13 protein-coding genes are annotated in these 21,615 nt (G+C 58.0%); 8 read left to right on the forward strand and 5 right to left on the reverse strand.

Going from position 1 to position 21,615, the window contains the following annotated elements:
• From RSSM_RS19220 to RSSM_RS19230, 3 genes are all read left to right on the forward strand, one after another.
• Positions 1-408, forward strand: a 408-nt coding sequence (locus tag RSSM_RS19220) for a metal-dependent transcriptional regulator (RefSeq protein WP_044303041.1), incomplete at its 5' end; no start/stop codon positions are given.
• Positions 405-1,850: a metal ABC transporter permease gene (locus tag RSSM_RS19225; protein ID WP_008682458.1), complete on the forward strand. Its 1,446-nt coding sequence runs from the start codon at positions 405-407 to the stop codon at positions 1,848-1,850. The genes RSSM_RS19220 and RSSM_RS19225, both read left to right, overlap by 4 nt.
• A gap of 429 nt (positions 1,851-2,279) precedes the next feature.
• Positions 2,280-4,769, forward strand: a complete 2,490-nt coding sequence (locus tag RSSM_RS19230) for a glycosyl hydrolase family 95 catalytic domain-containing protein (protein WP_008682459.1) — start codon at positions 2,280-2,282, stop codon at positions 4,767-4,769.
• A gap of 102 nt (positions 4,770-4,871) precedes the next feature.
• Here RSSM_RS19230 and RSSM_RS19235 read toward each other — a convergent pair whose 3' ends face one another.
• Positions 4,872-5,705, reverse strand: coding sequence for an amidohydrolase family protein (locus RSSM_RS19235; RefSeq protein ID WP_008682460.1), 834 nt, complete (start codon positions 5,703-5,705; stop codon positions 4,872-4,874).
• A gap of 191 nt (positions 5,706-5,896) precedes the next feature.
• On the opposite strand from RSSM_RS19235, the gene metH reads away from it, so the two are divergent.
• Positions 5,897-9,598: a methionine synthase gene (metH, locus tag RSSM_RS19240; protein ID WP_044303042.1), complete on the forward strand. Its 3,702-nt coding sequence runs from the start codon at positions 5,897-5,899 to the stop codon at positions 9,596-9,598.
• Positions 9,599-10,024: 426 nt separating this feature from the next.
• Here the strand turns inward: metH and RSSM_RS19245 are convergent, their stop codons facing one another.
• Together RSSM_RS19245 and RSSM_RS19250 are read right to left on the reverse strand one after the other, a co-directional pair.
• Complete coding sequence (locus RSSM_RS19245) at positions 10,025-11,356, reverse strand: DUF1552 domain-containing protein (RefSeq protein WP_008682462.1); 1,332 nt, start codon at positions 11,354-11,356, stop codon at positions 10,025-10,027.
• A gap of 114 nt (positions 11,357-11,470) precedes the next feature.
• A complete protein-coding gene (locus RSSM_RS19250; RefSeq protein ID WP_008682463.1) occupies positions 11,471-13,846 on the reverse strand; it encodes a DUF1588 domain-containing protein in 2,376 nt (791 codons plus the stop codon).
• A gap of 617 nt (positions 13,847-14,463) precedes the next feature.
• On the opposite strand from RSSM_RS19250, the gene RSSM_RS19255 reads away from it, so the two are divergent.
• Positions 14,464-15,573, forward strand: a complete 1,110-nt coding sequence (locus RSSM_RS19255; protein WP_236621243.1) for a DUF1207 domain-containing protein — start codon at positions 14,464-14,466, stop codon at positions 15,571-15,573.
• A gap of 61 nt (positions 15,574-15,634) precedes the next feature.
• Here the strand turns inward: RSSM_RS19255 and RSSM_RS19260 are convergent, their stop codons facing one another.
• Complete coding sequence (locus RSSM_RS19260) at positions 15,635-16,639, reverse strand: hypothetical protein (RefSeq protein ID WP_008682470.1); 1,005 nt, start codon at positions 16,637-16,639, stop codon at positions 15,635-15,637.
• Between the two features lie 607 nt (positions 16,640-17,246).
• Here RSSM_RS19260 and RSSM_RS34835 point away from each other — a divergent pair.
• Complete coding sequence (locus tag RSSM_RS34835; protein ID WP_236621241.1) at positions 17,247-17,618, forward strand: hypothetical protein; 372 nt, start codon at positions 17,247-17,249, stop codon at positions 17,616-17,618.
• A gap of 219 nt (positions 17,619-17,837) precedes the next feature.
• Here the strand turns inward: RSSM_RS34835 and RSSM_RS19275 are convergent, their stop codons facing one another.
• Positions 17,838-18,158, reverse strand: coding sequence for a LapA family protein (locus RSSM_RS19275; RefSeq protein WP_008682479.1), 321 nt, complete (start codon positions 18,156-18,158; stop codon positions 17,838-17,840).
• A 147-nt stretch (positions 18,159-18,305) separates the two neighbouring features.
• On the opposite strand from RSSM_RS19275, the gene RSSM_RS19280 reads away from it, so the two are divergent.
• Positions 18,306-19,664, forward strand: coding sequence for an ImuA family protein (locus RSSM_RS19280; protein WP_201767211.1), 1,359 nt, complete (start codon positions 18,306-18,308; stop codon positions 19,662-19,664).
• Entirely contained in the window at positions 19,558-21,579 is a 2,022-nt protein-coding gene (locus RSSM_RS19285) for a DNA polymerase Y family protein (protein WP_236621242.1), read from the forward strand. Before RSSM_RS19280 ends, RSSM_RS19285 begins: the two co-directional genes overlap by 107 nt.
• Positions 21,580-21,615 lie beyond the last annotated feature (36 nt).

Genomic DNA, 21,615 nt, shown 5'->3' on the forward strand with positions numbered 1-21,615 from the left:
CACTTGCTTCGCGAACTCTATGAAATGTTCGAACAGGATCCGGATCGCGTTTCGGTTCCCTACGATGAGTTGCTAGAGCGGCGCAGTTGGTCGCGAAAGCGGTTGCGGCGAATGCTCGAGCACGCGTCGCGTGACGGATGGATCACGGAAAACGTTTCGAAGATGGAGTTCGCGTTGACCGATCGCGGTCAAACGGAAGCCAAACGTTTGACGCGCCGTCACCGATTGTGGGAATTGTATCTGATCCGATATGCCGACATCGCGCCCCAGCGAGTCGACCGAGACGCCGACGCGATCGAACACGTCCTCGAACCCGAAATCGTGGCCGAGTTAGAAACCCTGCTCGACAACGAGCTCGGCAAAACCCGCATGCCCGACGATCCTCATGCCGCCGGAGGTGGGACATGATGGGTTTTGATTGGAATTGGCAACTCGACGGATGGATCGTGGCGGCGGGCATCCTGTGTGCGGTCGCCTCGTCGTTGCTCGGTTGCTTCCTGTTGCTGCGACGGATGAGTCTGCTCGGCGACGCGATCTCTCACGCGGTCTTGCCAGGCCTCGCGGCGGCGTTTTTGATCTCGGGAAGTCGCAGCAGCATTTGGATGTTCGTCGGTGCGGTGATTGTCGGCGTGCTCACCGCACTGCTGTCGGACTTCATTCACAACCGCGGTCAAGTCGATGAAGGTGCATCGATGGGCGTTGTCTTCACGACGTTGTTTGCGAGCGGTCTGTTAATGATCGTCGTCGCGGCGGATCGTGTGGACTTGGACCCCGGTTGTGTTCTCTACGGAGCGATCGAACAAACACCCTTGGACAAGTGGGACGTTCCATGGTTAAACGTCGCGGTACCGCGCGTCGTGGTCGTGTTGTCGATTGTGACGATCATCAACGTTCTGTTCGTCGGTCTGTTCTTCAAAGAGCTTAAGATCTCGACGTTTGACGCGGCCCTCGCGACGGCGAGCGGTTTTTCGGCGAGTTTGATTCACTACGCCTTGATGACGTTAGTCGCCATCACGGCTGTCGCGAGCTTTGAGAGCGTTGGCAATATTTTGGTCGTGGCGATGCTGATTGTGCCTCCCGCGACTGCGTATCTGTTAACGAACCGTTTGGGCACGATGGTGATTTTGTCGTGCATCATCGCGGCGGCGTCTGCGTGGGCAGGACACGTCATGGCCATCGTGATTCCGTCCTGGTTCGGTTTTCGCAGCACGACAACCGCGGGGATGATGAGCGTGGCAGCGGGCGCGGCCTTCCTGCTCGCGTTTTTGTTCGCACCGCAGCAAGGATTCCTTCCACGTTGGGCGAGACAACAATGGTTGCGTTGGACGATCCTGGCCGACGACGTGTTGACGTTGCTCTACCGGATCGAGGAATCTTCGCGCGACACGAGCGCCGACAAGGGTGGAACGCATTCAGGTGAAATCGCGAAAGCTTTCGCCGTCACCCTGGCCCCATCGAAACAAACCATCGACTGGGTCGCCGAGACCCTGTTAACCAATCGTTTCGCCGTCAAGCTAGCGATTCGATACCTGACATGGCGAGGCCGAGTCGAACCGGCCGGTGCATCGGATTCGGTTTCCGACGCGTCACAGTTGCCTACCGCATCGCTACCCAAACTCACGCGACTCGGTCGCCGAGAAGCCAAAACGATCGTGCGGTCTCACCGCCTGTGGGAACAATACTTGGTTACGAAAGTCGATGTGGCGGAAGAACGCTTGCACGCGAAAGCCGACCGGCTCGAACACTTCACCGACCGTGAAATGCAGGATCAACTCGACGAGCAAACCGACTCGCCGGCGACCGACCCGCACGGCCGTCCGATCCCACACCCGGACCAAGGAACGCCCTAACGCGTTTCAGAGGCACCGGCGAATCCAGCGACAGGAATCGAACACGTCGAACTTTAAGATGCTCTCGTCATTTAGGCAGCTTGATTTTCAGGTGGTGGATCTTGTTATAGATCCTCATGCAGCAGGATCTTTAACGAGATCCACTACCGCTTGCCCGAAAACTAGCATGCGTCGGAACACTCGAATTGTGCGCAGGATTTTGAAGGCTGGGGCAGCACTTCCTAGATCAAACAGCGGTGCTTCGAGTCCACTGTGATGACAAACCAACTTTCAAAAACACCATGATAAGGCGAACTAGCCGGGGGTTTGTGGCACATCGTCACGTCGCATTTTGATCATCGTCAAACGGTGGCTATTCTGCGAAGTGACGTCTCAAACCGCCCCGACTGATTTCGCCCGCTGCCAACTCGCGATTGTGAGCATCTCAAGATGAAAAACCGACCGCAAACCTCTCTCTCTGTCACGGTCGCCGCAACGATCCTGTTATCCATCGTCTCTGAACCCTCGATCGCCATGGACGCTTTGCCGGTTCCCGAACGAGGATTCGTCAGCGTTCGCGCTGCTGAAACGTGGGAAGAAGGATTGATCACGGGAAACGGCACACTCGGTGCCAACATGTTGAGCCGACCGCTCAACGACCGAATCATATTCACGCACGAACGTCTGTTTCTGCCTCAAGGCCCTCCCACAATGCCGCCGGACAATTCGGCAAGACTGTTTGAGATCCGAAGGCTTATCGACCGAGGACTTTACAAACAGGCGTCGCAACTCGCGTTCGACTTTTCAGGGCAAGAGGACTTTCTCTATCCCGATCCGTTCGTGCCCGCGTTCGACCTCGCGATCCAAATGAACTCGGCCAGCGAGCCAACCGATTATGCACGCTCGGTCGATTTCCAAACCGGTGAAGCCACCGTTTGTTGGACCAGCGAACAGGGGACGTTTTATCGTCGTTTGTTCGTGTCGCGAAAACACTCCGTCGCGGTCCTGGCCATCAACGCGGACCAACCGGGCGCGGTGAACTGCACGCTCGCGATGGAGCCTCGCACACCGAGCGACAAACTAGACGCGGACGAAGTCGCCCGCTCGCTTAAGGTTTTTCGCAAGTCGATTTCCGACATCTCAATGGCGACAAGCAAAACCGAGCTTTCGTATCGGAACCGTTTCACCAACGCGTATCCGGGCAGCATCGAGGCACTCGAAGGTTTCGCACGGGTGATTGTTGATGGAAACGCCAGTGACAGCCCTGCTCAAATCTCGATCGACAACGAGAGGATGACGATTCAAGGGGCCAGTAACGTTCTTTTGCTGATCGACATCCGTTTGCTATACGACCAGGATGTATCCCAAGCCGAGCAGGTGAGATCGCACTTGGCGAGTTTGCCGATCGACTATCAAGAATTGCTCGACGCCCATGCGGCGATCCACGGCGAGATGTTCAACCGAATGAAGTTGGACATCGGCGGAGGAGCCGACCACGAACGGCCGACCGAAGATTTGCTCCAAGAATCCACCTACGAGAATCTCAACCGAGCACTCATCGAAAAACAGTTTGACGCCGGCCGATACAACATCATCTCCTGCACCGGAGAATTACCACCAAACCTGCAGGGAGGATGGGGCGGCACCTACGTTCCCGGATGGGCGAGCGATTACACCCACAACGGCAACGTTCCCTCGGCGATCGCGGCCAACATGATGGGTAACATGCCCGAACTGATGCTGGCCTACACGTCGTACATCGAGTCGATCGTTCCGTGGTTGGAGATTAACGCCCAACACATGTTCGGTGCTCGCGGGATCGTGTTGCCTTCGCGGAGCACGACAAACGGATTCAACAATGCGTTGGCACCAACATTCGCGGGCGGATTCTGGGTGGCCGGGGCCGGGTGGGCGTCTCACTTTTTCTACGACTACTACCTCTATACGGGCGACAAGCAATTTCTCGCCGAACACGCGTTGCCGTTCATGGAAAAGGCGGCGTTGTTCTTCGAGGATTACCTGTACGAAGGCCCCGACGGGAAGTACGTCTTCTCCCCAACGCAGTCACCCGAAAACACGCCGGGCAACTCAAACTCACAGGGTTCGTTCAACGCGACGATGGACGTTGCGGTAGCGAAAGAGCTGTTCACGAATCTGATTGCCGCGTCACAGGAACTCGATCGGAACGCGGACAAAATTCCCCAGTGGCGAGCGATGCTCGACAAGATGCCCGACTACATGGTCAACGAAGACGGGATCATCAAAGAATGGTTAACGCCTCGTCTGGAGAACAACGACAGCCACCGCCACTCGTCGCAGCTCTATCCGTTGTACGACGGATTGCCCGAGGAAATCGCAAGCAGCCCTGAGTTGCGAGCCGCGTTCAAGAAGTCGATCGAGTTCAAACTCGACAAGCATTGGAAAAACAACCAACGCGGTTTCATGTCCTTTGGGTTGGTGCAGTTAGGGCAAGCATCCACAAGCCTCGGTGAAGGCGAACTCGCCTATCACTGCCTCGGACACCTCGTCAATCGATTCTGGCTGGGCAACCTTGCGTCGATGCACAATCACCGGTCGTTGTTCAACATGGACATCAGCGGCGGAATGCCGGCGGTGATCATCAAGATGCTCGTCGCCTCAACGCCAGGCACGATCGATCTGCTGCCGGCACTCCCCAACGATTGGCCGGTCGGTGAAATCGAGGGCGTGTTGTGCCGTGGAGCGATCGAAGTCTCGCGTTTGAAATGGGATCACCAACGCGTCACGGTGACGTTGGTCTCCTCACAGCAACAAACGATCGACCTGCGGTTGCCGAGCGAGATCGTTCGCGCAAGCGTTGCCAGCGGCGATGCTTCCGTCGAGAAATCGGATACCCCGGGACAGTTGACGCTGAGACTACCCGAGGGAACTCCCATCACGATCGAAGTCCTGCTGCAATAGACTCGAGTATCCCGTAGTGGATCTTGTTAAAGATCCTGCTGCATGAGGATCTTTAACAAGATCCACTACCACCTACCCGATAACGCAATCTGCGCCGGAACCTTAGCCCAACGAGTATGCCTTCGTCGCGTTGCCCGAAAAGAACTTTTCCCGTTCGGAATTGCTCAGCGGTGCGGCGAGTTCTTTGACGGCACCAAGCCAACGGGAATACTCGGTCGCCAACAAGCAGACCGGCCAGTCACTGCCGTACATCAGCCGGTCCGTTCCGAACGCTTCGAGAGCGACGTCCCAGTACGGCCGGATCGTTTCCACCGACCAACTGTCATCGCGGACTTCGGTGGCGACGCCTGAGAATTTGCAATAAACGTGATCGCGTTTGGCGAGTTGGGTGAAGAGATCCTTCCACTGCTCGTCCATTTCCCCCGCCCGGACGGCCGGTTTGGCGATGTGGTCGAGAATCATCGGAATATCCGAATGTCGGTCGACAAAATCGATCGCGGCAGGCAACTGTTTGGGGAAAATCAGCACGTCGTAAACCAGATTTTTCCCTGCGAGCGAGCGAATCCCGGCGTTGAATGCTTCGCCATCAAAAAACCGATCATCGGGTTCGTCTTGAACGACGTGGCGGTACCCCTTGAGTGTCTTATTGTCTGAGAATTCCTCGATTGCCGCGGCGACATTCGCATCCGCGAAGGGAACCCAACCGATTACGCCTCGAATCAGGGGCTCGGAGGCTGCAATTTTCAACAAATCTCGCGTTTCGGTCAGGCTTTGCCGAGCCTGGATGCTGACGAAACCGTCTATTTCGTTGTCGCCGGCGATTTCACGCAGTTGCGGTGCGAGGAAGTCCTGTTTGAGGACACTCATTTCGTCGCTAATCCAGTCGTACTCAGACGGATCGTACGCCCACAGGTGGTGGTGAGAATCGATCAGCATGTGCGGAAAACCTCTGTCTTGGGTTGTTCAAAAGTTAATGGGGAATGATGATAGCGGTTCGAAAGACTCCTCACCAAGTAGTCCTGATGGGCCGTCTCGGCAGGACTCTTTTTCGATAACGGGAAATGCTCGTCGATACCGCCGACCGCGTCCACGATTCTCCCCACCCCCATTCCTATTCCATAGAAGACATGTTGCTATCCTCCCCGACCGATCAACAGATTGCTGAACTGATCCGCGAACGCGTTTTGCTACTCGATGGCGCGATGGGGACCATGATTCAGCGATTGAAACTAGACGAAGCCGGGGTGCGTGGAGAACGATTCGCCGATCACCACAAGGACCTAAAGAATTTCTCCGACATTCTCTGCTTAACGCATCCGGAGAAAATCACCGACATCCACGCGGCCTATTTCGAAGCCGGCAGTGACATCGTCGAAACGAACTCGTTCGGGGCATCGCCGGTCGGGATGCTCGAATTCGACCTGCCGCTCGAACTCGTCGAAGAGATCAACCACGCCGCGGTCGCGTGTGCCCGCAAAGCCGCCGACGAATGGAGTGATCGCACACCGGACAAACCGCGGTTCGTCGCCGGTTCGATCGGGCCGACCACCAAGCAGCTCGCCATCAGCACGCAAGACGATCCGGCTCACCGCGACACGACGTTCGACCAGATGGCCGACAGTTATTACGCCCAGGTGAAAGCTCTCGTCGAAGGCGGCGTTGACATCCTGTTGCCCGAAACAGCGATCGACACGCTGAACCTGAAGTCCTGCCTGTTCGCGATCCAGCGGTACTTCGACGAAGGCGGCCGCCGCGTTCCAGTCATGGTCAGCGGCACGTTTGCCGACGGCGGCCGGACGTTCGTCAGCGCCCAAAGCGTCGAGGCGTTTTGGACATCGATCAATCACTTCCCCGTGTTGTCGGTCGGCATGAACTGCGCCCTCGGCCCAGACATCATGCGTCCACACATCGAGGAGTTATCTCACGTCGCGGGCGTTCCAATCAGTTGCCACCCCAACGCGGGTTTGCCCAACGACATGGGCGAGTTTGATCTCGGCCCGAAAGTCATGGCGGAAAAGGTCGGCGAATGGGTCGACAACGGTTGGCTCAATGTGCTCGGCGGATGCTGTGGCACCACCCCCGACCACATCCGCGCGATGGCCGAACGCGTCAAAGGTGCTAAGCCGAAAAAGGAAACACCGGGACCGGTCTACACGCGTCTGTCCGGCCAACTGCCGATGGTGATGCGTCCCGAAATCCCGTTCACGATGATCGGCGAACGGACGAACGTGACCGGCAGTCGCAAATTCGCCCGCCTGATCCGCGACGAGAAATACGAAGAAGCCGTCGAGGTCGCTCGCGAACAAGTCGAAAACGGTGCGACGATTATCGACGTCAACTTTGACGACGCGTTGCTCGACGGTGCCGAAGCGATGACGCGATTCCTGCGTCTGATCTCCGGCGATGACGTCGTCGCGGCGGTTCCCGTGATGATCGACAGCAGCAAGTGGGAAGTCCTCGAAGCCGGACTTCGCAACGTGCAGGGCAAAGCAATCGTGAACTCCATCTCGCTCAAAGACGGCGAGGAAGAGTTCATCCGCCGCGCACGCCTGATCCGGCAATACGGCGCCGCCGCAGTCGTGATGGCGTTCGACGAAGAGGGCCAGGCCGCCGACGAGGACAACAAAGTTCGCATCTGCAAACGTGCATACGATTTACTCCTCAACAAAGCGGACTTCCCGGCCGAGGACATTATTTTTGACCCCAACATCCTGACGGTTGCCACCGGGATGGAAGAGCACAACAACTACGCGATCGATTTCGTCAACGCGATCGCGAGGATCAAAAAGGAATGCCCCGGTGCCAAGACCAGCGGCGGGGTCAGTAACATTAGTTTCAGTTTCCGTGGTAACGATCCTGTCCGCGAAGCCATCCACAGCGCGTTCTTGTACCGGGCCGTCAAAGCCGGACTCGACATGGGCATCGTTAACGCCGGACAACTCGAAGTTTACGAAGAGATCCCCAAAGATCTTCTCGAGTATGTCGAAGACGTCCTTTGGAACCGTCGCCCCGATGCGACCGACCGGATGTTGGAGTTCGCTGAGACGGTCAAAGGAACCGGCAAGAAGAAATCCGGCGAAGACCTGACTTGGCGTGAAGGCACCGTCGCTGAACGGATGAAGCACGCGTTGATCAAAGGGATCGACAAATACATCGTCGAAGACACCGAAGAAGCACGGCAACACTACGATCGTTGCCTGCACGTGATCGAAGGACCATTGATGGCCGGCATGAGCGTCGTCGGCGACCTGTTCGGTCAGGGCAAAATGTTCCTGCCGCAGGTCGTCAAGTCGGCCCGCGTGATGAAGAAAGCGGTCGCCTACCTCGAACCGTTCATGGAAGAGGAAAAGATCGCCGACGGAACTCAAGACCAAGCCGCCCGTGGCAAATTCTTGATCGCGACGGTCAAAGGCGACGTGCACGACATCGGCAAAAACATCGTCGGAGTTGTTTTGCAGTGCAATAACTACGAGGTCATCGACCTCGGCGTGATGGTCGCTGCTGAAAAGATCCTCGAAGAAGCGGTCAAGCAAAACGTTGACATGATCGGGCTGAGCGGTTTGATCACGCCGAGCCTCGATGAAATGGTTCACGTCGCCCGTGAGATGAAACGCAACGAAATCTCGATTCCGCTGCTCGTCGGCGGTGCGACCACCAGTGCCAAACACACCGCCGTGCGTATCGCTCCGGTGATCGACACTCCGGTGATTCATGTTCTCGATGCGAGCCGCAGCGTTGGGGTGGTCGAGAAACTGCTCAGCAAGGATTCCCGGGAAGGTTTCCTCGAAGCCAACGTGCAAGAACAAGCCAAACTCGCAGCGAGCTTCCGTGACCGCCAACAGAAACTCGTCTCGTATGAAGATGCGTTCGCGAACCGCTTTGCAACCGATTGGGATTCGGTGCGGGTCGACAAACCGGAGTTCACCGGCACGCGGGTTTTGGAAGACGTCGATCTCGCCGAGATTCGTGACTACATCGATTGGTCACCGTTCTTCTCGACATGGGAACTGCGTGGCAAGTATCCGAAGATTCTCAAAGACGAAGTCGTCGGTGAACAAGCACGCGAATTGTTCGACAACGCGAACAAGATGCTCGACAAGGTCATCGCGGAGAACTTGCTGACCGCGAAAGCCGTCTACGGTTTCTTCCCGGCGGCGTCCGAAGGCGACGACATCATCGTGTACAACGACGACAGCCGCACGTCGGAGAAAACGCGATTCCACTGCCTCCGACAACAATGGGAGCGCAAAGGGCAGAAGCACTATCGATCCCTCGCCGACTACATCGCACCGGTCGACAGCGGCCGCGAGGACTACATCGGTGGCTTCGTCGTGACGGCAGGGCTCGGCGCCGATGAACTCGCCGCCAAGTATCGTGCCGAACACGACGACTACAGCGCGATCATGGTATCTGCAGTCGCCGACCGATGCGCCGAAGCGCTCGCCGAGTGGCTGCACCGGAAAGCTCGGATCGAATGGGGCTACGGCTCCGAAGAAAGCTTGACCCGGGAAGAACTGATCGCGGAAGCCTATCGCGGTATCCGTCCGGCAGCGGGTTATCCGGCATGCCCGGATCACACGGAGAAACGAACGCTATTCGATCTGCTCGACGCAGAAAACACAACGGGAGTGTCACTGACCGAGAGTTTCGCGATGACGCCGGGTGCGGCAGTCAGCGGTCTGTACTTTGCCCACCCTGAGTCGCGTTACTTCAGCGTCGATCGGGTCACCAAGGACCAGATCGAGTCTTACGCGAAACGCAAAGGATGGGCGATCCGCGACGTCGAACGTTGGCTCTCACCAAACCTCGCCTACGAACCCGACGCATAATGCGTTGTTGATTGAATCAAGAGTCAACCTGTTTTCGTTTAACCGCAATACCGTTCAATGAAGCACCGGGTTGTGGCGTTTTCGTTTAACCGGTAGCCGTAGGCGACGCTTGACAGAACACAACCTACCCTTCGGGCACGGGTTAAACAAAAATTGAACGGTATTGCGTTTAACCAGTATCCGTAGGCGACGTGCAGTGGCAAGTAGGTCGCCTTTGGGGCTGCTCGTTAAACGAATAAATCAACAGCCCGGCAAGCGAGTGGAGGCCTGTGATTCCTTGTTCGCGCTGCGGGCTAGCAAATCAACATCCTGATAACGACGGGGCGGTCAAATCTCTTAGCTCACGTAGGCCAGCCTCTCCGAGGCTGGCAGTTCACGCTGATTATCAGCCTCGGAGAGGCTGACCTACGTGAAGACCTTCGCGTTTTAGACGCCGGTAAGGACGCCGTCGCCGCAGAAGTCGGGGTTGCCGAATGATTCTTGCGGGAAGCCCATTCGCTCGGCGACCGTCATCAGGAATCGGTTGTGCGGCGTTCGTTTGAAGTCCAACGCTCGGTTCCCTTGGATACCGAGCCCACCGCCGATCAGAACGAACGGGATGTTGTTTCGCGTGTGCGAGTTCCCCTTGCCGAGTTCGTTCGTCCAGATGATCGTTGTGTTGTCGAGCATCGAACCATCGCCGCCCGGTTCCGGTGTTTCGCTGAGACGACGCGCGAGCATCGCGACTTGCTCGCAGTACCACGTGTTGATCTGAATGAGGTGCTCGTAGGCTTCCTCGTTGCTGTCCGGTTCGTGCGAAATCGCGTGGTGACCGTTGTCGATATCGAGCCAACGCATCTTCGCACCGCCGACACTGTTGGTGATTTGCAACGTCGCGATCCGGGCAAAGTCGGCTGCGAACGAGTTGACCATTAACTCGATTTGCATCCGCATGATTTCCGGCATGTTGTCGTTTTGGTCTTCGACGTTCGGCGGGAGTTCTGGTACCGCGTGTCCGATTTGATCGGTTTGCGCGGCGAGTTCCACCTTCAGATCCTTTTCGACCTTGCGAACCAATTCTTGGTGCTGCCGGAGCAATCGACGGTCCTCCACGCTGACCATCTTCTCGAGCGTTTTGAAGTCGTCGGTCAGATCGTCGAGCACGCTGGCGAGAAGCTCTCGGTTTTTCGCCTGCCCGTACAGTTTGTCAAACATCTTGTACGGGTCATCGATCGGCGCGACCGGTTGGTTCGGTCCGCTGTAGGACATGCGAGTCCAGGTATCGGCTCGGTCAGGCACCATCACACCGAACTCGAGCGAACCGAATCGAGTTCGCGTCTTCGGGTCGGATTGGAGTTGATGTTTCAAGAACTGATCGATGCTGATTCCCTGCGACCACCCCGCCGGCGTATCACTGCCGCCTTGGATGTCACCAGGGAACAACTCGACGCCGGTTAACAGACAGCCGATCCCACGCATGTGCCCGTCGCCGTCGCCTTGGATTTGATTGCACAGCCCGTGCATCGTCACCGTTTGATCGCGAAACGGTTCGAGCGGTTTGAGAATCCGCTTGAACTCCAAAGGTGCTTCCTGTTCCTTTTTTGCAACCGTCGGCCAAAAGTGATCCGGAATCACACCGTTGGGACTGAACACGATGACCAAACGTTTCCGACCGGTCGGTGCGGCACCCAACGCGAGGCTCGGCAAATTGAACGCGAAGTGAGCGGCGGCGGCACTGATGCCGGTTTGCTTGAGAAAGCGACGACGTGATGGGCGCATGGTTACTTCGGTGGGATAGAAAGGAGGGAGGAATTGGAACCGATCCGAAAACCTCGGCAGGTTGATCAGCAGACGAGCGTTAGCATCCGGATCGGTTCTTGGCAGGCAGGAGCGTTATTCGTCCGAACAAATAACGGCGATCTCCACTAGCAGTTTACGGATATTGCAGCCGGATTGTCGGAATTGTTCGGTAAGTTCGTCGAGTTTTTCAGGTCCATAGGCGGCAATCGGTTGCTTCACGAAATACTGAAACACCCGTGACACGAACGCGGACTGTGCGTCCCGACTCTCGGCCACGTAATCGCCGAGTTGCCGGGCCGAATCAAACGAAACCTGCTCGTCGCTGCGGGTGGTGTATCCGCCGGTCGCGTCGATGGGTTTGCCGTTTTCTGATTGGCGAAAACGCCCGACCGCGTCGAAGTTCTCGAGCGCGAAGCCGAGCGGATTGATTTTGATATGACAGATCTGGCAACTCGCCGGGCTGGTTTGCAATTCAACCCGCTGACGCGTCGTCAGGTCCGGGTGCAGATCGGGACTCAACGGCGCGAACGCGGAGTTTGGTGGTCGTAGCGTTCGCCCCATCACGTGCCGAATCAGGAACACGCCGCGATGAATCGGCGATGTGTTTTGATGGTGGGCAAACTTTGCCATCACGAGTGGATGCGTCAAAACACCGACGTGTACCGTCGGGTCGCGAACCGTGGGTTGAAACCGACCGAACCCGTTCGCAATATCGGCTTCGCCGTCGTTCGGAGCTTCCAATCGTTCATCCGTCGAACGCCACGCGTCCCCGTAGAAATCCGCTAGCGCCGGTGTCGTCATCGACCAATCCGCAGACATTAGTTTCCGGTAGTCACTCTCGGGTGACCACACGACCGATTCGAGAAACGCATCAAGCGAGCCGCGTAGATCAGCGACGACTGAGGCATCAAACCCGGCGAAGCGTTCTTCGTCTTTTCGCAAATCATCGCTCGACGAAATGTTCAACCAGTGATGAAACATCTCGCGAACCTTGGCACGCGTCCGGGCATCATCGACGAGATGATTCGCCAATGCTCGGCGCTGATCCTTCGTTTCGTACTCGTTCCTTTCGATCGCCGTGATCAACCATTCATCACCTGGAATGGCGTCGTGCATCGCGAGCGAAATCTTGACCGCCGCACGCCACGAACGACTCCGATCTTGATCGATCGTCGGATACAAAAACCGTGGCGACTTCAGTGCCAATAAAACCGCGTGACGGATCCGATCCGCTTCGATCTCATTGGCCTCGAATGCGACATTGACGATCCGCTCTGCACCGGCCTGGTCCGGCGAGGCACGGTGAGCGATCGAGATCAACTCGCCTAAGAAGTTTCGCAACAATTCTTCGCGAGATCGTTTGTCTTTCTTGTGCCGTCGTCGGTAGTCCGCCCACAGTTCCTCGGATACTTGATCGGCAAATTCGAGTACCGCCGAGGTGACCGCTTCGTCCCAGGAAGGGTCGACCGAGATACCGCGTTGAAATCCGTAGGTGCGGTCGTCGGGAGGCATTTGCGTTGACAACCTCAACACGGCGGGAGCCCATCCCGGAGCGAGGTATCGAGCGGGAATGACTTCTTCGACACCGCCCGGCCGAATCCATGACAATGAGATACTCGACGGTGGTGTGTCCCCTTTTCGTTTGCGTTGGATCAGATCGATCTTGATCGGATAGATCCGTCCGGCCGTCAGATTCAACGTGCGGCGGAACTCATCTCGCCCTTCCGACTGCACATGATTGTCGATCAATTTGTTCCGGTCATGTCCAAAGAAGCATTGGAACGACGTTGTACTGCGAACGATGATTTCATAGCGACCGGTTTCTTCGATCCGAATGCCTCCGTTCCAGTGCGCGTGGAAGTTCGTCCCGTCGATGCCCGCGTCGCTGCCGTCGGCCTTTTTGGGGCCTTCAATTCCGAAGTCAAAATTGACCTGTGGGTCGACTCGCTTGATCTTGAGGTTTTCGTCTTTCCATCCCTTGCCGGTGAGATACCTCGCCTCGAGACCTTGCTGCGTCTGACGTTCTTTCCATGTGTCGCGGCGGATCTGGCCGATGTGCCCATAGATGTTCGAAAGGCTCTGTCGGAGTTGGTCGCCGGTCAAACGCTGCAGCGCCAACCGCGGCGGTCGATTTCGCAACTGAGCCGCTTCGCTGTAGAACGCGTCGTGGATGTATCGAGCCACGGCGACTGCGTCTTCTCCGACGCATTGATCGGGATCCTCTTCCGGCATTGTGTCGGCGATCAATCCCGCGAGTTCACCAATCGATGCATCGCCGACAAGCGGATCGGGGTAGTTTTCCTCGGTGCCCTGCCCCTTCGCACCGTGACAATGGGCACACTGGGTTTGGAAAATGGCTCGACCGTCGGCGTGTTCCTGGTCAGTCGCCTGCACCGATTTCGCTTCTGCCGCGACCGAATGACCGACCGGCACGACGATCAGTATCACTGCCAAAAGGAACTGCTTCATGGGTTGCTACAGACAGTTGTCGCCGTTGCGGAGTTGCGGAGTCAAGGATCCGGCGGCGAACATCGAAGGAGGGAGGGAAAGTGTCGAGCAAGAAAGGTGGGACGTGGCTCGCTTACCGCCCGTGGGGCTCGAGACACGCTATCGCTGGACACCCGGTGGGTCGGGCACATTGTACGCATCCAACGGGAAAATGCCAAACGTTGTCAACAATTAGCACCTAAATCGGCTCAGTTTGAAGACCGTAATTCGATGCGTTTGTTCACCAATCTGAAATTTTCGCAAAAGCTTCACGTAGGACCTGCGATTGTTCCGACCAATACAATCGACACCGTTGTCAACCTTGCCAATCGTCTCGTCTTGCGTCCACCGCAGCATCAACGTTTGCGACCTGGGGTCTGTCAGGAGATCCAGCCAGGATGAGCGATCGCAGATGGCGCGTTGGTGAAGTGGAGCGTGAATCGCTGAGCGAATCAATCAGCGGTAACCGTACGGCAGGAAAAACGGTGTCGAAAAAGCATTCGGGTTATTTGCTGTTTTGGCGGTAGAGCAATTCACGTGGCACGTCGCGTCTGTAAGAGCCACGTGCGAACCTATAGACAACCGAGAGGTTCGTGGCGATGTCGATGATGCGGCGGGGGGCATTGATTGATTTGAGATGCATCATCCTCTGCTCGTGCGTTTTCACCGTCGTCGCTGTTTGCAACGCGCCGCAGACGGTCGCTGACGATGCGTCTGTCGCGAGCGATTCCGAAGGGGCGATCGAGAATGGATTCGCCCTGGGCGAGGCTCCCGCGTTTGTCTCGCTGCCGCTGCTCGACACTACTCAGAACGACGCTACTCAGAACGACACCGAAACACCTGTCGGCTCGGCTGCGTTGCCAACGCTGCCCTCATCGTACCTGCCCGCCGACGCGGTCGAGCAAACGCTGATTCGAACGATCGCCTCAGTTCAACCGGTCGTCGGAGAACGCGACTGGCATGTCCTTCCGGACGGTTTGATGTATCACTCTTACCTCGCCGGGCCGCAGGAACCGCGGATGTCGGCGATCCTGTTCGGGGACGACGACGGTGGATACTTTTGGGATGCAACGCTCGGCGGACGTGTCGGCTTTCTGCGGTACGGCACCCCGGGAGCGGACGACCCACAGGGCTTTCAGTGGGACTTTGAAGGAGCGGTGATTACCCGTCTCGACCTGCTCAATTCCGAAGACGTTGAGTCGATGGATTTTCGGTTCGGCACGCTGCTGACGTGGGCCGACGGTCCTTGGGCGACGAAGTTCGGGTATTTCCATCTCAGCTCGCACGTCGGAGATGAATACCTGATCCGGAACCCTACGTTCGAACGCATCAACTATGTCGCCGAGTCGCTGATTTATGGAGTCAGCTACACTCCGTCCGACGCGACGCGGGTTTATGGCGAAGTCGTGGCGGCGGTGAAGAAGTCAGGCGGCGCGAAACGAATGCAGTTCCAAACCGGAGCGGAATGGACACCGCCTGTCAAACACGAACGTGCAGTCGCTCCGTTCGCCGCAGCGAATTTCGTCTTCCACGAATCAACCGATTACCACGCGTCGACCACGCTCCAGGCAGGTTGGTCGTACCAGGGTTCCAAATCGGACCGTCGTCTGCGGTTGGGAATGCAGTACGGAAACGGACCGACGAGCCAGTTTTCGTTCTACGAACGATACGACAACTATCTCGGGTTTGGGATTTGGTTTGATTATTGAGTGAGGTCTCGGTCTCGGAGAGACCGGGCTACGTGGGTTGGGCTTGAGGGCAATACTCGGATCAGCCGAACTCTTCGTATTCGTCGCGTTCGCCGCAGAACGGATCGATGATGAGGCCGGACCACGTCACCAATCGTTGGCTGGTGGGCCATTGCCAAGCGATCGCGGCGATGGAAAGTCCGCATAAGACTTCGCCGACGTAAAGATTGGTGTTCACCAGAGCCGCCAAACATCCCGCCGCAGACAACAATCCTAACACCGACACGGTCAGGGTTCGGTGAACCAACGCGAGACGATTGCTCAACCGACACGTGCGGTAGATCTCACGAGCCGGGTTGTCCCACTGTGCGATGAAACTTCGCAACGCGACGCCGCGATGATGAGCACGCAGGCTGCGTTTCAACGCTTCGGCGTGAGTCCGACGGTAGAGCGGCGAGGCGACCACACGGATCAGCACCGCGACGCCAAAGCAGGCGACCGCGATCCCCAACGTGGGCAACCAATCGATGGGCCGGGGAATCGGTTCCGTCAATGAACCGGACAGCTGCCCGGCGAGAATCACAATCACGGGCAAACCGATCGCCACTGATAAGGTGACACGCATCGTTTTCAGATGATCGGCAACGCTGTTCATTTCCGACCACCGCGACAACTTTTCTGGCATGCGCTTTTGGACGCGAATGCCCAACGATCGCAACCCGGTCGGAACGACAAACAACAAAATCAAAACGCCGAACGTCGCTGTGGCGATCAGCGTCGGTACCCATTCGTCAAATGCGAACCCCGCATACTCACTCACGCGACTGGCCAGGGTCAGCGTCGCCACGCCAAACGCCAACGCCCATCCGGTCGCACCGCAAAAGCAAACCACCAACGCCAACACGCGTCGCAACATTCGCAGCGAGGAGACGTCGTCGGAGTCGGATCGAATGTCCGCGGTCGGCGAACTGGTTTCATCGACGCCGGTTTCGAAATCGGCGGTCGGCTCGGTGTAAGCCGGAGCGGTGCTTTCAGCATCCGTCTCGACAACGGAAACGTCATCCAACGGTCGCACCTCATCAGGCATTGACGGAGTTCCGGCGTGTGAGTCGGCAGTTGGTCCCGACGACATTTTCACCGGCGGTACGATCACAGGTTCATACGACTGACTCGAATTCTCCTCCGTGGAATCAAAGTCCGTCGTTCGTGTGGAGCTAGGATTCCAGAGCACGAGATAGGTCGTCTATTTGATGAGATAAGAAAGGAGAAAAGAGGCGACCAGCAAGTCGCTCCAACCTCAAGAGCGAATTTGCTAGCTATCACCCGCAAGTCTAGTTTGCCGGTTGTATCGCGGCAAACTTCCCGTCAGCAATGTGTTTGCGTCTCGTTCCTTCCCCCCGAAAGGACCATCACAGCAGTTACAAACCGACCACCTCTCGCCCCCCTCCACAGAGAGACCGCGATCAAATTGGCGACGGCGGCCCGGCTCACGAAGTCCCGGATGTGTTGGCGTCGCTATCGAGGGTTTTCGCGATCCGTGTCGGCATTGTGAAAGAGCGGGAAAAAGCCACACAAAACGGTGTCTCAGAAGTTTGTTGTTGACCGGGTGACCAAACGTGTCACCGGGTCCGCGAAGAATGCTTGCAGTTCAACGGCGTTTGCCTCCGTCTTCCGCGACTGCGAAGGATTTTTCGATGACCCAGCTCACCCTCTTCTCAGATCTCGCCACTTCGATCGCCCCCACTGCCCCCCAATCGGCGATTGAAAACACGGCGTCCCCCGAGGCAACGAATGCTTCGCCGACGAGCCAGCCGAAGAACGGCGAACAGGACACTTTGTTGAGACTCGCTCAACTGATCCGCAACGGTCGCGATCAGATGGAGGCTCAATCGCGAGTCCGCAGCCGGCCGGTCCAGTCGATCGGCGATTTGGCTCAGGCCGTTCTCCTGCGTCACGATTTGGTCGCCCGCCGTCGTGCCGCCGCCGCACAAGCCACGGTTACCGCCACGCGAGTCCCAACCGTCGGACTGGCTCAAACGCCTGCCGAAGTGCACGTCGCCTCCTAAGCCTCCAACGGCCTGACTCCCCCGGCGTTTCGAGAATTCATGCGGCGTTTGGCGAATTCATGCCGGTTCGTGAATCGGCCGAAGAAGTTGTTGGTGAGCGGACCTTTTGCGTCCCAAAGAACAACCTGTTCATGCCCCCGGACTCGCTGGGGAGTATCCGGGCAAGCATTGGAAGTATCCGGACAAGCGTAGGAAGTGTCCGGGCAAGCAGGCCCCGATTCACCCGCCGAGTTCTTTGACCGCATCGTTGGGCTGCCCGGAGTCCTTAGCGGGTTGTTTGTCGGATTTGCCGCTGTCGGCCGCCGCCGCGTCGGATTTCGCTCGAGCTTTGGCTTTCTCTCGCTTCCGCAATCGCCACATCGTCCACACCGCCCCCAGGATGAAACTGACCGCCGAACAAGCCAACAGCAACAACGTGAGGGGGTACTGGCCGCTGAAGAACAACAGGTCAATGTCCACTTCGTGGTGATTTTGGAAAGCCACCACGATGACGACGAGAACAGCAGTTAAGAACAGAAAATAGCGGATTTTTTGCAACATGACGTCGAACGATCGGATGGAAAAGGATTTGCTAGCAAAAGGTTTGCTTGCATAATAAACGCCCCGATGGCCGGATTCAGCGAGCCACCCGGCGGACAGGTTCCCCTGACATTCTGATCTACGAAACGAAAGGCAGCCAGGACGCCGATGCCCGTATCGAACACGCTTCCATCAGAGACGATGGAGCCGGAAGCACGAAAACCGCTCGCCCAGCAAACGTTCGCGTTCTGGGAAGGAGAGGAAAATCCGCGCGACCGCCGAGCCAGTGCCGAAACGCAGATAAGTGCTCAAACGCAGACAAGTGCTCAAACTCGGGCAAGTACAGAAACTCGGGCGGGTGCGAAAACTCGAGCGACCGCCACTTCATCCACAACCACGACTCAAACGGCCCCAACACGTCAGGCCTTAACACGAGAAGCCCAGGGCGCGGAGAAACGTTCGGTCTCCAAGCACCTCCGCGAGAAAACGGCCGCGGACGAAACCTCGCGTGCCGATTCCCCTTCGGCTGGGCATGAGCCTCACATCGCGCCGCAGCCACTAATTGGGCGTGAATCGTTGATGGCGGATCTGCGGAGCCGAGCGGCGGCGATTTCGTCCAGTCCCGCGATGGAATCGGCCGAGCAGTTTTCGACCGGCTCGCCGACGGTGGACACGTGGCTGCCCGGCGGCGGTTTGAAACGAGGTTGGATTTGCGAATGGATCGCCGGACATGATGCCAGTGGCGCGTCGACGCTCGCGATGCTGGCGGCGGCTTCGGCGATTCGGCCTCCTCATGGCGAGGCTCGAGATGATCACGGGGCTCGCGTCGAGGCGTTTGCCCACGGCGGACCGATCATCGTGGTCGATCCGGCGGCGACTTTTCATGCCTCCGCGGCGATCGCGTGCGGGATCCCTGCCGAACGAATCGTTGTCTGCCGCTGTCCCAAACGGGGCGACGCGGTTTGGACGATGGACCAGGCCCTGCGGTGCTCTTCGGTGGCTGCGGTCTGGGCAACGTTGCCGTGGAACCTGAATGACCGCGATGCCCGACGTTTGCAATTGGCGGCGGAAACCGGCCGCACTCCCGGGTTATTGGTTTTGCAACCATCCGCTAGGGTGCGTCCCTCGTTCGCGACGGTTCGTTTTCATGTTGCGTCGGTGGCCGTCGATGCGGCACGTTTGTCGGCCGACCAACGCGTCGCCGCCGGACTGCCCGTGCGTCCGCCGTTGGACCTGCGGGTCCTCCGCGTGAATTTGGACCGTGCCCGCGGACAACGTCAAAACGAAGCGTTCTTGGCGGTTTCGCCCGAGGCTCGGTTGCACACGCTTTCGCCAGCGGCCGTGGCTCAACTGCAAACCCCGCAACACACTCAACTGCCAACGCCGCAACGCATCACTCAAACCCAACCAGGCTCTCGTCATGAAGCGGTTGCTGTGCCTTTGGCTGCCCGATTGGCCGATCCAGCGTCGACGCATCGCAACCGAGCCAACACCAACCGAGCCAACACCGACCGCCGAGTCGGCTAGAACGCCAAACAGCCCGTCTGCAAACAGCCCGTCTGCAAACAGCTCTCCCACCAACAGCCCGCCCTCTGCCCCAGACGACTCGTCACGACCGAGCGATCCGCCGGTCATTTTGTGGCATGCCGATCCTCGACGCGGACGCGTGGTCGCCGCGGCGTGTCCCCGTGCACTCAACGCAGGCGTGCGTTTGGGAATGCCGATCGCCCAAGCAGCCGATTTGGCCGCGATGACCGATGCCGTTTTGGAACCGTATGACCGGGACGCCGACCGCGCGGCACTGCAATCGCTCGCGATCGAACTGCAAACTCACCTCAGCCCACAGACCGCGGTCGAGACGCTCGAGCGTTTCAAATGGGTCGGCCGTTTTCGACACGACCCCGAATCCATCTTGTTAGAAATAGAAGGGGTCACCCATCTTTTCACGGACAAACAAGCCACCGTCCCCGATCCGCCGGAACACCCCGGACGCGGCGGTGAACTCGGGATTCTATCCGCAGCCGCTGCGACCCTAACCCGTCGAAACTTGCACGGCCGGTTTGCCATCGCCGATACGATCGGGGCCGCCTGGGCACTCGCCAACCATGCCGCAACCGGACGAAACGCGAGGGGCAACTCAATGGGTGACAAACATCATTTCTTTGTCGCACCACCAGGCCGAACGGTTGACGCGTTGCAAACATTGCCCTGCGCCGGACTGCGTCTGCACCCGGATATCGTCGCCACGCTCGATCGACTCGGCGTGGACACCATCGGCAGTCTGCTGCGTCTGCCCCGCGAAGGTTTGGCCACGCGGCTCGGCCCGGCTCTGTGTCAACGGATCGCTCAGGCGACCGGCGAAGTCGACGAGTCTCTCGTCGCGATCGCACCGCAGTGCGAACACCACGCGATGTTGGATCTCGAGTACCCGACCGACGCGATGGATTTACTCTCTGATCGGCTGGCCCGTTTGATCGGCCGATCCACCGAAGAACTGCATCGCCTGCGTCGCGGTGTATTGCGACTGCGATGCCAACTCGATTTCACGCAGCACCCACCTGTCGTTCTCGACACCGGACTGTTCGCACCGACGCTCGATCAAGAACACCTTACCGGTCTGATGCTCGGGGCGCTCGAATCGGTGCGTTTCGGTTCCAAGGTCACGCGAATGACAGTCGGCGTGACCCAGCATGCACCGTTGTCGAGTCGCCAAAAGTCCATCTTTGGCCCCGACTTCTCATCCGGATCGAATGACGATTGGACTTCGCAAACCGAAACAGCTCGCTTGATTGACGCCCTCGCCGGACGTCTCGGCGAAGACGCGGTGCGAGGCGTGCGGGTCAGCGACGATCCGCTGCCCGAGAACGCGATCGTCGACTATCCGATGACCTCGCATCGGATGAAAGCGGAGGCCCGCAAGGCGAAACAACGATCACGCCGATCGCAATCCACCCCCAAACGATCCGCCCGCCAACGATCCGCCGATGAGTCGATGCGTTGGGACATCGCACAGCCGAGTCAGAACACAAAGAGCAAGCCCGGTTTCGGCCACGGACCTCAAACCACCGATCTCGGCCGCCGCCCGATGGAACTGCACGCCCAACCGATCGCAATCACGCCACTATCGGACTCCGCTTCCCAGCAATTCGAATCCGACGAACCGGCGCCCGCGTTGGGACCTGGCGGCCATTTCCCAAATCGCTTTCGCATCCGCGGCCGCGTCGAAAGAGTTCGCCAACACTGGGGCCCCGAACGGATCGAAACGCGATGGTGGAGCGGCCCGCTGATCCGTCGCGATTACTTCCGTATCGAACTAGAAAACGGCGCCAGGCTGTGGGTCTACTACGACCTCGGCGACGGCACCGCCAAACAATCCAACATGCCCACCGATCAAATCAACGAAAAGGAAAAACGCTGGTTCCTACACGGCCGATTCGCATAATCAAACACGCATGCCAAACGTTCCAGCGTAAGGCGT

Source organism: Aporhodopirellula sallentina SM41, from assembly GCF_000346505.1.
Classification (GTDB): Bacteria; Planctomycetota; Planctomycetia; order Pirellulales; family Pirellulaceae; genus Rhodopirellula; species Rhodopirellula sallentina.